At 54.7% G+C, this 11,912-nt stretch carries 14 protein-coding genes; 9 read left to right on the top strand and 5 right to left on the bottom strand.

Annotated features, from left to right (window positions below):
- Positions 1-270: 270 nt before the first annotated feature.
- From V8F51_RS30710 to V8F51_RS30700, 3 genes are read right to left on the bottom strand one after another with little or no spacing between them, the layout of a single operon-like run.
- On the bottom strand, positions 271-1,485 hold the full coding sequence (locus V8F51_RS30710; protein ID WP_337104316.1) for an NAD(P)/FAD-dependent oxidoreductase: 1,215 nt from the start codon (positions 1,483-1,485) through the stop codon (positions 271-273).
- Positions 1,482-1,847 carry a (2Fe-2S)-binding protein gene (locus tag V8F51_RS30705; RefSeq protein ID WP_337104315.1) on the bottom strand — a complete coding sequence of 122 codons (366 nt, stop codon included), beginning with the start codon at positions 1,845-1,847 and terminating at the stop codon, positions 1,482-1,484. The genes V8F51_RS30710 and V8F51_RS30705 overlap by 4 nt, the downstream gene beginning before the upstream one ends.
- The gene (locus V8F51_RS30700) at positions 1,844-2,110 is read right to left on the bottom strand and encodes a (2Fe-2S)-binding protein (protein ID WP_337104314.1); all 267 of its coding nucleotides are present in this window, start codon (positions 2,108-2,110) and stop codon (positions 1,844-1,846) included. Before V8F51_RS30700 ends, V8F51_RS30705 begins: the two co-directional genes overlap by 4 nt.
- Before the next feature lie 181 nt (positions 2,111-2,291).
- On the opposite strand from V8F51_RS30700, the gene V8F51_RS30695 reads away from it, so the two are divergent.
- Complete coding sequence (locus V8F51_RS30695; protein WP_337104317.1) at positions 2,292-3,386, top strand: M24 family metallopeptidase; 1,095 nt, start codon at positions 2,292-2,294, stop codon at positions 3,384-3,386.
- On the opposite strand, the gene V8F51_RS30690 is transcribed toward V8F51_RS30695, so the two are convergent.
- Positions 3,383-4,393, bottom strand: coding sequence for a sigma-54 interaction domain-containing protein (locus V8F51_RS30690; RefSeq protein WP_337104313.1), 1,011 nt, complete (start codon positions 4,391-4,393; stop codon positions 3,383-3,385). The two genes, V8F51_RS30695 and V8F51_RS30690, sit on opposite strands and share 4 nt — an antisense overlap.
- Positions 4,394-4,478: 85 nt before the next feature.
- Here V8F51_RS30690 and V8F51_RS30685 point away from each other — a divergent pair, with 85 nt between their 5' ends.
- Genes V8F51_RS30685 through V8F51_RS30675 form a run of 3 tightly spaced genes read left to right on the top strand, consistent with a single transcriptional unit; the run spans position 4,479 to position 7,555 of the window.
- The gene (locus V8F51_RS30685) at positions 4,479-5,699 is read left to right on the top strand and encodes an NAD(P)/FAD-dependent oxidoreductase (protein WP_337104312.1); all 1,221 of its coding nucleotides are present in this window, start codon (positions 4,479-4,481) and stop codon (positions 5,697-5,699) included.
- Positions 5,668-6,687, top strand: a complete 1,020-nt coding sequence (locus V8F51_RS30680) for a proline racemase family protein (RefSeq protein ID WP_337104311.1) — start codon at positions 5,668-5,670, stop codon at positions 6,685-6,687. The genes V8F51_RS30685 and V8F51_RS30680 overlap by 32 nt, the downstream gene beginning before the upstream one ends.
- 13 nt (positions 6,688-6,700) lie before the next feature.
- On the top strand, positions 6,701-7,555 hold the full coding sequence (locus tag V8F51_RS30675; protein WP_337104310.1) for a hypothetical protein: 855 nt from the start codon (positions 6,701-6,703) through the stop codon (positions 7,553-7,555).
- Positions 7,556-7,557: 2 nt separating this feature from the next.
- Here V8F51_RS30675 and V8F51_RS30670 read toward each other — a convergent pair whose 3' ends face one another.
- Positions 7,558-8,448, bottom strand: a complete 891-nt coding sequence (locus V8F51_RS30670) for a helix-turn-helix transcriptional regulator (protein WP_337104309.1) — start codon at positions 8,446-8,448, stop codon at positions 7,558-7,560.
- Positions 8,449-8,641: 193 nt separating this feature from the next.
- Between V8F51_RS30670 and V8F51_RS30665 the strand changes: the two genes are divergently transcribed.
- From V8F51_RS30665 to V8F51_RS30645, 5 genes are all read left to right on the top strand, one after another.
- Positions 8,642-9,004: a DUF1304 domain-containing protein gene (locus V8F51_RS30665; RefSeq protein ID WP_337104308.1), complete on the top strand. Its 363-nt coding sequence runs from the start codon at positions 8,642-8,644 to the stop codon at positions 9,002-9,004.
- Between the two features lie 510 nt (positions 9,005-9,514).
- Complete coding sequence (locus tag V8F51_RS30660; RefSeq protein WP_337104307.1) at positions 9,515-10,096, top strand: RNA 2'-phosphotransferase; 582 nt, start codon at positions 9,515-9,517, stop codon at positions 10,094-10,096.
- Positions 10,089-10,874, top strand: coding sequence for a TatD family hydrolase (locus tag V8F51_RS30655; protein ID WP_337104306.1), 786 nt, complete (start codon positions 10,089-10,091; stop codon positions 10,872-10,874). Before V8F51_RS30660 ends, V8F51_RS30655 begins: the two co-directional genes overlap by 8 nt.
- Positions 10,875-10,997: 123 nt before the next feature.
- Positions 10,998-11,417 (top strand): hypothetical protein, encoded by a 420-nt coding sequence (locus V8F51_RS30650; protein WP_337104305.1) that lies wholly within the window; start codon positions 10,998-11,000, stop codon positions 11,415-11,417.
- 14 nt (positions 11,418-11,431) lie between these two features.
- Positions 11,432-11,776, top strand: a complete 345-nt coding sequence (locus V8F51_RS30645; RefSeq protein ID WP_337104304.1) for a hypothetical protein — start codon at positions 11,432-11,434, stop codon at positions 11,774-11,776.
- Positions 11,777-11,912 lie beyond the last annotated feature (136 nt).

Raw genomic sequence — 11,912 nt, 5'->3', positions numbered from 1 at the left:
TTCATAAAGCAATGTAATCGCCCGAAATAATAAGCTTTACTTCGAACAGACATTATTTGTTGGGTAAGACTCCGGATTTAAGGGGCCTAGCCGTATTCGCAGTAACTATGCGCTTTTGACGGCATTTTAGGTGCAAGATCGAGGTCTATGTTGCAAATATCCAATATAGCTCTCGATATGGCGAAATACAGCCTGAAGTTACTGCAATTATCCAGTATAGCCATACCGCCATTCCACTCACTGAGCATTAATCGATCAAAAAAAGAATGGCTATACGACTTCCGATTCGTACAATTTGGCTCGGCTGCTGGCAATATCGGGATGAAACTGAATGAGCGCCTCCCGTCTCGTTTGCTTGACCTGCTCCATGGCGCCAAGCAGCTCGACTTCGCTGGGCGCTTTCACAGCGGCGGCGCTTATCGCGATTGAAAGCCCGGCTACCTTGCCTTGCGCAATCGCGACCTTCGCGCTTTCTACGCCGGTAATATTGCCGGCAACGTAGAGGCCGGGAAGCGGCGTTTGCATGTTCTCGTAATGTACCGGAACATGTCCGCCGAGCTCCGGCACGTAGCGAAAAGGGCAACCGGCGACGGCAGCCAACTCCGCAAGCGGGTATAAGCCGCCGGCGATGCAGACGAAGTCGGCTTCGATGAAGCGCTCGCTGCCGGGAATCGGTTCGCCTTGCGATGTGACGTCGGCAACGATCACGCCTTGGACGGCTTCCCGTCCGACAATCTCTACCGCGCAGCGGCGAAGCTGAAGCGGTACGTTCAGCATGCGCATCCCTTGCTTCGGATACAGGGTTAACGCGAGTTCACGCAACAGGCTGCTCTGCTGCATAACCCTCGCACCGTATTTGAACATCGCGTTCGGCGCTAAATCCGCGAAACGCAGAAGCGAGTCAAGGACGGCTGCGGGATGGGATGAAGTACCGTTAAGCGCATTGCCGGGAGGCAGCACAATCGCGGCCAAATCGATGCCGGCCAGACGCAGCTCGGACATGATGGCCATGGCGAGCACGTTCATGCCGATTACGACGCCCCGGTTGCCGACACGGACGCGCTGTACGTTCGTCATGACCTGAGCCGCACCGATCGACATAACCCCGGGCAGCGTCCAGCCCGGCAACGGATTTGCCGACTCGGCAGCGCCGGTAGCGAGGAGGACGAAGGAGGCGCGATAGCAGCCGCGGACCGTCCATATCGTCCAGCCGTTATCGCTGGACCGTTCCAGACCGGAGACGGACACGCCGGTTTCAATATCCGCGCCTGCTTCCCGTGCCTCAAGCACGAGCAATTCGGCTTCCCGAATGCCGTTCCACCAGGCGCCGCCTGGCTCCTGGTGGAGTTGACCGAGCAGGCGCCCGCCCGGCTTCATGAATTCATCCAGCAGCAGCACTTTCAGTCCGGCTTGCGATGCGCAGCAGGCTGCCGCCAAGCCGGCCGGCCCCGCGCCGACGATGATAAGATCATAAGTCTGGTTCATAGAGGTGTACTCCTCTCTGCTTCTGCTTCTGCTTCTGCCGCATGCCGGAACGGAGTAGGCAACACGGTTCCTGAACGGACCACCATGCCTTCCCTCACAGGAGTTAGGCAGGCGCGAACGCCGGATATGCCGCTAATAGTTACCCGGCATTCCATGCAATGTCCGATGTTGCAGTAAATGCCTCTAGGCGATCCATGCTCTTCGTGAAGTCTGAGCGTCCGAACGCCGCTGGCAAGCAGCGCAGCGGCGACGCTTTCGCCTTCTCGCGCAGCATAGCTTCGCCCATCGAAGGTAAATAAGATCGTTGCAGCGGGCGGGAGAGGACCAAGAACGGGATGCTGTTCGATTCTTCCGCCGCTCATGTTGATTGCCCCCATTCAGCGAACGACATCGGCCGAACCGGCGGTTGGATTTTTAGCGGGAGATCGGAGGTAGAGTCACCTGAAGGCGGCATGATCAAGCGATCAAGAAGCGGTCGGCACGTACGGCCGCCGCATATTCCCATTCCGGCGCGCGTGCGCAGCTTGGTCTCGCGTGCGGAACAGTCATGCTGGCGTATAGCGTCGCGAATCTGCCCCAGCGTGACCTCCTCGCATCTGCAAATGATAAGGAATGAATCATTCATGCAAATAGCCTCCTTGTGGATTGGGCTGGATACCAATTAAAGATGCAAATTTCGTGCCATCCTTTGAGCCGTAAATCAAATTTTGCAAATGGCATCTCCATGGCATTGTTTTTGCAGTAGCTATTAATGACTAGGGATGTTGTCGTCCCAAAGAATCAATAAGGTGGGATTCCGTTTGAATATGCCGTACAAAAAAAGGAAAAGCATGCTGCTGGAGAAGCTGGACGGGAGAGGCATCGGGGCGTTCCTTGTCGTTTCGCCGGCGTCTATCGCTTATTTGACAGGCTTCCGTTCGGATCCGATGGAGCGATTCATGGCGCTGTGGATCGAGGCGGACGGAACGACGATTCTGTTCGTCCCGGCGTTAGACGAGACGAAGGCAGCCCTTGCGCAAGGGATCGACAGGCTTGTTCCGATTCCGGACGGCAAGCAGGCGACCGAAGCATTAAGGGAAACATGCGGGTCGGAGCCGATGCGCTGCGGCATCGAGAAAGAAACGCTGTCATGGCAAACGGCGGAACAGCTGTTTCGATTGTGGCCGAGTACGGAGTTCGTCGATATCGGTTCGGACATCGGGCAATTGCGGGGACGCAAGACGCGGGAGGAAGCAGATCTCGTGAAGGCGGCGGCAGAAATGGCGGACGCTGCGCTCGAAGCTGCATTAGGCACGTTCCGCCGAGGTATGAGGGAGAGGGAGCTTGCGGAGGAAATCGAACGCCAGATCGTCCTAGCCGGAGGAGATGGCCCCGCATTCAAGACGACCGTGCTTGGCGGAGAACGCTCGGCTTTGCCGCATGGGGAGAGCGGAGATTATGCGATCGTCGATGGCGATTGGCTGCTGGTCGACATGGGCGCGAGCTATGAGGGCTACTTATCGGATATGACCCGGACCTTCTTTGTCGGCTCAGGAACCCCCGAGCATAAGCGGATATACGAAACGGTGAAGGAAGCGAACAGAAGGGCGATCGCCGCACTCCTGCCTGGAGCGGCGCTTGCATCGGTTGACGAAGCGGCGCGGTCGTGGATTCGAGAGCAGGGCTATGGAGACCGATTCCCGCACCGTGTCGGCCACGGGCTAGGGACGGAGATCCATGAGCCGCCTTCCGTTCACGGCTGGAACGAGCAGCCCGTCACCGCCGGCATGCTGCTGACGATCGAGCCGGGCATTTATATTCCCGGCTTCGGCGGGGTGCGAATCGAAGACGATCTATACGTGAACGACGACGGATCCGTAGAGCAGTTAACCGGTTTTTCGAAGGAATGGAGGACTCTTTAGTTTTTTGGATCAGTCCCGAACAGAGCATTGATGCGTTTGTAGAGCGTCATGCGCGAGATGCCGAGAAGATGGGCGGCCGCTTGTTTGTTGCCTTCCGTTTCCTTAAGCGCGGATTCGATAAATCGGCGCTCATAAATGGCGAGCCAATCGGATAAAGCGCCTTGCGCGGGCAATGAGTGACTTTGGTCGTTATGCGTTTCGGAGAACGGCGGCTTCCGCTGAGCTGTGCTGCGCAGCACGGCTGGAGGCAGAAGCTCCGCTCTTAGCGCTCCGTCTGCGGATAGCACGCATAAGCGTTCGATCGCGTTGCGCAGTTCCCGGACATTGCCCGACCATGGATGAAGGGTAAGCAGCGACCGCAGTTCGCCGTCTATCGGCATGGCGCAGCCGAATCGCTCCGCGAACGCTGCAGCGAGCAGCGGAATATCCTCGGCACGGTGCCGCAGCGGCGGGATCTCCAGTTCTATAACGGTTAGTCGGTAATACAGATCTTCTCGGAATTTCCCCTGTTCCACAAGCATAGCCAGATCGCGATTCGTTGCAGCGATGAAGCGGCAGTCCGAGCGGAGGGTGCGCGTACCGCCGACCGGATAATATTCGCGGTCTTCGAGAATGCGCAGCAGCTTCGCTTGCAAGTCGGGAGACATCTCTCCGATTTCATCCAAAAACAACGTGCCTCCTCGAGCCAGCTCGATCTTGCCCGGTTTGCCACGCGCATCGGCTCCGGAGAAAGCGCCCTTCTCGTAGCCGAACAACTCGCTTTCGGCAAGGCTGGCCATTAAGGCTCCGCAATTAACGGCAACAAAGGGGGAGCCGGCCGCTTCGCGCAGCGCATGAATTGCTCTTGCGAACACTTCTTTGCCAACGCCGGTTTCTCCGGTTAGCGTTACGGTGGCTGCCGAATGCTCCAGCCTGCGGGCCATTTCAATAACGGAAAGCAATGCGGGACTTTCCCCGATCAGGCTGGCGAACGGGTCCATATGAGCATGCGCGGAAGTAGGTTGCAACGTAAAGTTCCTCCCTTGGAAAGTGTAACTTAATTATTACACTGTCAATTGAAAGTGTAAATATTTGTATCGGAAGGTGAAGGCTATGACAGTCAAGCGGCATGCGGACGTGCTCGTCTTAGGAGGCGGCATTATTGGCGCGTCCGTTGCTTATTTCGCGACTAAGGCGGGATTGTCCGTCGCTTTGCTTGAACGCGGAGAAATTGCGCAAGGGACGTCGTCGCGATGCGACGGGAACATTCTCGTCATCGACAAGGAACCAGGATTCGACAGTCTGATGTCGATCGAGAGCCAGCGCATCGTCGCGGAGCTGGCCCGTGAGCTGGAGCAGCCATTCGAATATCGGGCCCCTGGCAGCGTGTTCGTATGCGAGACGGAAGCGGAGATGGAAGCGGCGCGAAGCTGGGTCGCGCGGCAAGCGGAGCTTGGACTTCCGTTTCGAATGCTTGATCGATACGATATTCGTCAGGAGTCGCGCTACTTCGCCGACGATCTGCCCGGCGGGCTGGAATGCGGATCGGACTCGACGGTGAATCCGTATTTGCTGACGTATGCGCTCGCCGACGGTGCAAGGCGACATGGCGCAACGATAAGTTTGGGCACGACGGTGCAGAACGTAACCAAACTAAGCGGGAACGGTTATGCCGTCGATACGGACCGAGGAACATGGGTCGCCGACAAAGTCGTCAACGCTGCCGGCTGCTGGGCGCCTGCAATCGGAGGATTGCTCGGCATAGATGTTCCGATTATTCCGCGCAAGGGCCATCTTATCGTCGCTTCCAGGCAGCTGCCGGTCGGCCGGCGCAAGGTGATGGAGTTCGGGTACCTGATGTCCAAATTCGGAGGTACGCGCAAAGTCGATCCTTTGACCGAACAATACGGTGTGGCGCTTGTCTTCGAGCCGACCGAAAGCCAGAACTTTCTGATCGGCTCCAGCCGGCAGTTCGTCGGCTTCGATACGGAGGTGCGGCCGGACGTCATCGCTTGCATGGCCAGACGGCTGCTCCGCTTTTATCCCGCGTTGTCCGATTTCCATATCATTCGCACGTATACCGGGTTGCGTCCTTGGACGCCTGATCATTTGCCGATTGTATCCGAGGTCGAACATATGCCGGGGTTCTATATTGCGGCAGGCCATGAAGGAGACGGCATTAGCCTGGCTGCCGTTACCGGGAAGCTGATGGGGGAGTTGCTCATCAATGCTGCGACGACCTGCATTCCAACCGAGCCTCTGAGCTTCGGCCGCTTCAATAAGAGAGAGGGGGATGGCAGCCATGAAAGCAGCGAGAGTGTATCGCACCATTGACACCCATACGGGAGGCAATCCGACCCGCACCGTTATTAGCGGAATGCCGAAGCTTGCAGGGGCAACGATGGCGGATAAAATGCTCGATATGAAACAGCATCATGACGGTATACGCCGCCTGCTGATGAACGAGCCCCGCGGGCATGAGGTAATGTCGGGCGCATGCTTGGTGCCGCCCTGTCGCGAAGAAGCCGATGTGGGCGTCATTTATATTGAAACGGGCGGGTACTTGCCGATGTGCGGGCATGATACGATCGGTTTTTGCACCGCATTGGTCGAATGCGGACTTGTGCCGGTCGAGGAACCGATAACGGTCATTAAGCTGGATACGCCCGCAGGGCTTGTTCGCGCGGAGGTGACGGTTAGGGACGGGACGGCGATTCAAGTCGCGTTCCGCAATATTCCGGCGTTTCTTCATAGCGTAAGCCGCATAGACGTGCCGGAGATCGGCGAAGTGGAATGTCAGATTGCGTATGGCGGCAATTTCTTCGCGATTGTAGACGCACGCGCGCTAGGCATGCAGCTTGAGCCATCGAACGCAGCAGCCATTATCGAGAAGGCGGTGCGTATCCGGCAAGCGATTAACCGCAGCCTGGTCGTCGAGCATCCGGAATCGCCGTTTATTAGCGGGGTGACGCATGTCGAGTTCTTCGGCGATGCGAGACATTCGGACGCGGATTTGCGCAATGCCGTCGTCGTGCCTCCCGGGGGGATCGACCGTTCGCCTTGCGGCACGGGCACTTCAGCCAAGCTGGCTGCCATGTTCGCGCAAGGCAAAATCGGTCTGAACGAAACGTTCGTATACGAAAGCATCGTCGGATCGTTGTTCAGGGGTAGAGTACTGGAGCAGACGAAGATAGGCAAGAAGCAGGCTGTCATTACGGAAATCGCAGGATCGGCTCGGATCATGGGCATGCATACATTCTATTCGAATTCGGACGATCCGCTGAACGAAGGTTTTCTGTTCGTTCCTCCGAACGATCACTGAGGGGAGAATAGCTATGATATTTAGTAGAATGGCTAGAGCGCTGGACGTCCATGTCGCGGGCTGGCCGCTTCGCGTACTGTTCGATACCGCAGAAGGGCAGGCGCAAGAGACGCTGAAGGAAAAGGCAACGCGGCTATGGCATGGCGGCCATCCGCCGCTTCGATGGCTGCAGCATGAGCCAAGAGGACATGCCGCGATGCGTATCGGGGTTGTAACGTCGTCGCGAAACGGTGATTTTGGCTTAATGACATTCGATTCGGAGGGACTTTGCGAGACGGACGTAATGGATGCGCTGGGCGCTTCTTCGGCTTTGACGGAAACCGGATTGCGGCCTGCCTGCGAGGGAATCGTGTTCGAGACGGAGACGGGGATCATTGCGGTCAGTGAAGCAGACGGGGAAAATCGACGTTCAGCCATATGTCGACTCACGACATCCGCGCTCGCGTCGTACTCGATTATTCCGGCTCTTGATGCCGGTCTGTCGCTTCAATCCCATAAGGCGTATGTCATAGAGGCCTATTTGCGAAGACTCGCAGGCGGAGGAAAGAAAACCGTGCTGACCGAGAAGGGGGGCGGCAGCCATATCGCGCTTGCCTCAGTCGGCCGCGACGGTGGTTTGCTGCGCGCTCCGCACGCTGGAGCAGTTGGAGCGATGCTCGTCAAGCTTAGCAAGGAAGATGCGGTACCCGGGAAATCCTATTGCTTCCGCGGACTTGCGGGCGGAGAAGTAGAAGGCATGCTCTTGTCCGCAGATGAAGGCAGCAAGGAACGGGTCTGGACGTTAACCGCCCGCGCCAGGTTGGTTGCGTCATGCGAATTCGTTCTAGATCCGCAGGATACGATTGGCGAAGGTTTTCTGTTGCGATAGCTTCATTCGACGTTCATATGCTTAAGGTAATAGGCGTTGCGATAGCCCGTTGGAGTGAGATGCTCGTGTTTGCGGAATAGGCGGATAAAGTATTTTTCGTCCGGAATGCCGACGTCGTGGGCGATTTGCTTGACGGTGCGGTTAGTTCCGGCCAGCAGCGACTTCGCTTTGAACATTTTTTGGGCCAAAATATACTCATGCAGGTTTCTGCCCAAAAACCGTTTGAACAGCCGAGACAGGTAGTCGCGGTTATACCCGTATTTGTCCGCAATGCTCGAAGCGGTAAGCGGCTCCGCCGTATGAATGCGAATCCATTCCGCGATTTCCGCCACCAGCGGATCGGGGGGGATGGAGGAATCGGCCGCATGACCGGACTCCGCTTGCTCGGCCAGCTCCAAAAACAACGAGGTCATGCGATAATGCAGGGCCGAATAATGAATGAGCTTGGAGTTGTTCAGATGCTGAAGCTGGTGAAACAGGATATCGATTTTGTCGGGATGGCCGCAACGGAAAAATAAGGGCAAATAAGCAAACTCGCTTCTTGCCGCCAGCTGTTCGTCGGATTCCCGCCGGCTCCTGTCCTGCAGCCACTCTTCCTCCTCGCAAATCCGCGCGTTATCGGGACATAGGAAATGAACCCAGTAAAACGTAAGCTCCCCTTCGCTCGGCTGGTATCCGAAATGGGTCTCGCCCGGGACCAGAAGGAGCACGTTTCCCGGTCCGACGTCGTAACGTTCGTTCTGCTGTCCGACATGCAGCGTCCCCTTGACGCCCACGATGATCTCGAAGCTGTCGATCACGCGCCGGGAATGGGTCCAGGAGCGAAGCGAATGCAATTGTCCCGCCGAAATAAATTCCAATGGCCGGCGAATATCGGTTCTCAGGAATCGCAAATAGGGTGACTCCTTCCAGGTGGTGTGGAGCTGCTTCGTTCATGTCCTGTGCTACCTACTTATTCGACAGAGCCTGCTTGAAATTCCTTCCAAGCGGCTGCGATTCGTCTTGCCAATCCTCTTCCCGACGATTAAAATAACAATTATTGGCTTTGAAACGGGCCTAATCCGAGGAACGGAGAAGTGAAAGCTTATGGTTGCATTAAGTGTTATTCTCGTCGCGCTGGTTGCTTTGGAGCATATCTATATCCTGATTCTGGAGATGTTCATGTGGACCAAGCCCCGGGCCATGCGCATCTTCGGCACGACGAAGGCGTTTGCGGAGCAAACCAAATCGTTGGCGGCCAATCAAGGGCTGTATAACGGTTTTCTGGCAGCTGGTTTGGCATGGGGACTGCTGCATCCGGATGACGCGTTCGGGCGGCAGATCCAATTGTTTTTCCTAGCGTGCGTACTCGTTGCAGCTGTCTACGGAGGTTTGACGGCGAAGCGGTCGATTGTCGTGACGCAAGGGCTGCCGGCGCTTATCGCCCTTGCCGTTGTACTTCTTGCATAGTCATCGATTACGATGCAATCTGAAACGGAAGGCGTGTCGTGCACGCCCATCTTGACGAATTAACGGTTTTCTTATTAGTCAATTTGTATGATTTTTCACATAAGACCAGTTAAAAAGATGTGAATTGTAAAAACTTATACGATTTATCATACAAAAGTATATAAATCTATCTACGCGGCCGATGATTATGTACGATTTTTCGATCAAATGTCTTGATTCGACCTAGCTGTAAGGTTGGTTCATACGATATTTCGTACAACTATTCGCCCGACGTGGAAGTATGTCTAGAATAACAAACGAAGGACCTGGGCCTCCACTGCAAAGTGAAAGCCGAGGTCCTTTTCATACACGCAATAGGTTATCCGAATAGCTCCGTTCTTTTTCGTTGGATGAGGATTCTGGAACGTTTGGTTCTAACTATTCATTCCCGTTCCGATGCAGTTGGAATGGGTTATAATCTTAGCTAAGGAATATCGGTCGTAGATAGGATTGGAAAGTTAGGTGAAATGAATGTTGGATCAAGCATCGGAAAATACGCTGAGCAAACTAATGACCAAGCTGCTTCGGCATGCGCCGGAGCAATTCGGCGTTGAACTGAACCCTGAGGATGGATCATGTACGATAAATGCGTTATTGGATGCCATTCAAGCGCAGCCCAAGTGGTCGGCAACGAAGCTGGAACATATCGAGCAGGTCGTGCGCAACTCGGATAAGCAGCGCTTCGAAATCGATGGCGGACGCATTAGGGCGAGATACGGCCATAGTCACGACAGAGTGCAATATGTCCCTGGCGAACCGCCTTCCGTTCTATACCACGGTACGAACGGGAAAGCACTCCCGACGATCATGAAAGAAGGGATCCATCCGATGAGCCGACAGTACGTGCACTTATCGGAAGGCACTCATTTCGCTGCGTTGGCGGGAAGCCGAAGAGGCGAGCTTGTTATACTTAAGGTGGATACGGCAATGGCGAAGCAGCTAGGCGTAATCTTTTATTACGCTGGCAATGAAGTGTGGTTAACCGATGGCGTACCCGCGACATGCTGTTCGATATGGCGTTCGGAGGAAGGGGAGGAAGAGAGTTATGAATAACCCTATTATAGATATCGGCGTCAACCTGATGCATCGTTCATTCCATCAGGATCGCGAGCAGGTCATAGAGAGGGCGGCGTCGAATCAGGTTGAGCCGCTTATTATTACGGGAACGAGCCTGAGGAACAGTACGGAAGCAGCTCGTTATGCGAGCCGTTACCCTGGGAAGCTGTATGCTACTGCGGGAGTACATCCTCATGACGCGAAGAGCTGCGATGGGCAGACGATAGCTAAGCTGCGACAATTGGCGGCAAACCGAGAAGTAGTTGCCATAGGGGAATGCGGCTTGGACTATAACCGTGATTTCTCGCCTCGCGATGTGCAGAGAAAATGGTTTGGCGAGCAGATTCGATTGGCGATTGAGCTGGACATGCCGTTATTTCTGCATGACCGGGAAGCCTTTACGGATTTTGTAGGAATGCTCAAGGAATACGAGGTGAAGAATGCGGTTGTCCACTGCTTCACTGGAACGCAGCCAGAACTGAAGGCTTATCTCGATATGGGACTCCATATCGGAATTACGGGCTGGATTTGCGATGAACGAAGAGGCAAGCATCTGAGGGAGCTTGTCCGAATGATTCCGCTGGATCGGCTGATGATCGAGACGGATGGGCCGTTCCTGACGCCGCGCGACTTGAAGGAAAAGCCGGCTGGCGGCCGCAACGAACCTGCATTCCTGCAGCATATTTTGCGCACCGTGGCGCACTGTATCGGGCAACCTGAAGAGGTCGTCGCTAAGGCAACGACGAAGACGGCAACGGCTTTTTTTCGGATTTAATCCTGATTAGTTAACCTCCTAAATAAATGACGTGATTTCCCTTATTTGGATTGAAGAGCAAGGCCTTCTCCCTTATAATTAGAGATGATTCAAGAATTTGTCAACAAACTGGAGGAGTAGTCCATGTTAGTAGGAAAAGGCGCAGTACGTGAAATGGCGAATGATATCGATAAAGTGATTAGAGAGATTGATCAGATTACACAATCCAAGATAGACCGTGTCGCTGACAAAATCGACTCCGAGCTCAACTCTTGCGGCCGTGAATTAACGAATGCTGCGACGACATTGTCTCAAGTTAAGCCGCTGATCGACAGGCTGGTCGGGCAAGTGGGACAGAACGCTCCTGACCATGTTCAGGTTCTTGTTACTTCCATTGCACAAGAGGTCATGTCCAAAGTGATCGCCGCAACAGGCAATATCGACGAAGTTCAACGCAACATTAAGGATGTTGACAAGCTGACGAACGAAATCGATAACTTGACGGACGAAATCGACAAGCTTACGAATAAGATTGACGAAATCACGGATAAATATCAGAAATAGGGAGGCATGTCTCGATGAGCGATTACACACCGCCAGTTGGCCAAAACAACTACATGGGTGGATGGGGCAACCAGCAAGCGAAGGAAACCGCGCTAAGAATCGACCATCTCGCTGACAAAGCCAAGTTCGGCATCGAAATGCTCGGAACAGGCTTGATCGGCATTGATGCATTGGAGAAAGAGCTGATCGAGCTGTCGAATGCTCCCCAAGCTCCGACTCAAGTGCAAATCAGATCGCTTGCCCACCGTCTCGATTCCCATCAGAAGCAGCTTGAGCAAGGGTTGAATCGCATTAAAGATATGATGAACGATATCGACCGCGCTACGGATTCCATGCAAGGTCCGCGCACAAGCTGGTAACGGCATTTTAGCAAACAGCCATTTTATTTTTTACGATAGGACAAAGACCGCGAAGCCGTGCTGCTGCGCGGTTTTTTTTCGTTTTATGTCAAAATTCCGTCCGCACTGTGCTATACTTGTATGTTATGACGTAATG

The sequence above is a fragment of the Paenibacillus sp. YIM B09110 genome, assembly GCF_037167145.1.
In the GTDB taxonomy this organism is placed as follows: Bacteria; Bacillota; Bacilli; order Paenibacillales; family Paenibacillaceae; genus Pristimantibacillus.
Note: the sequence above shows the minus strand (reverse complement) of the source record. Positions and strands in the feature narration are given on the sequence as shown.

What these genes read in the sequence shown, in the direction of transcription:
- V8F51_RS30710 (WP_337104316.1), bottom strand. Translation starts at nt 1,485, where the DNA reads ATGAACCAGACTTATGATCTTATCATCGTCGGCGCGGGGCCGGCCGGC.
- V8F51_RS30705 (WP_337104315.1), bottom strand. Translation starts at nt 1,847, where the DNA reads ATGAGCGGCGGAAGAATCGAACAGCATCCCGTTCTTGGTCCTCTCCCG.
- V8F51_RS30700 (WP_337104314.1), bottom strand. Translation starts at nt 2,110, where the DNA reads ATGAATGATTCATTCCTTATCATTTGCAGATGCGAGGAGGTCACGCTG.
- V8F51_RS30695 (WP_337104317.1), top strand. Translation starts at nt 2,292, where the DNA reads ATGCCGTACAAAAAAAGGAAAAGCATGCTGCTGGAGAAGCTGGACGGG.
- V8F51_RS30685 (WP_337104312.1), top strand. Translation starts at nt 4,479, where the DNA reads ATGACAGTCAAGCGGCATGCGGACGTGCTCGTCTTAGGAGGCGGCATT.
- V8F51_RS30680 (WP_337104311.1), top strand. Translation starts at nt 5,668, where the DNA reads ATGAAAGCAGCGAGAGTGTATCGCACCATTGACACCCATACGGGAGGC.
- V8F51_RS30675 (WP_337104310.1), top strand. Translation starts at nt 6,701, where the DNA reads ATGATATTTAGTAGAATGGCTAGAGCGCTGGACGTCCATGTCGCGGGC.
- V8F51_RS30665 (WP_337104308.1), top strand. Translation starts at nt 8,642, where the DNA reads ATGGTTGCATTAAGTGTTATTCTCGTCGCGCTGGTTGCTTTGGAGCAT.
- V8F51_RS30660 (WP_337104307.1), top strand. Translation starts at nt 9,515, where the DNA reads ATGTTGGATCAAGCATCGGAAAATACGCTGAGCAAACTAATGACCAAG.
- V8F51_RS30655 (WP_337104306.1), top strand. Translation starts at nt 10,089, where the DNA reads ATGAATAACCCTATTATAGATATCGGCGTCAACCTGATGCATCGTTCA.
- V8F51_RS30650 (WP_337104305.1), top strand. Translation starts at nt 10,998, where the DNA reads ATGTTAGTAGGAAAAGGCGCAGTACGTGAAATGGCGAATGATATCGAT.
- V8F51_RS30645 (WP_337104304.1), top strand. Translation starts at nt 11,432, where the DNA reads ATGAGCGATTACACACCGCCAGTTGGCCAAAACAACTACATGGGTGGA.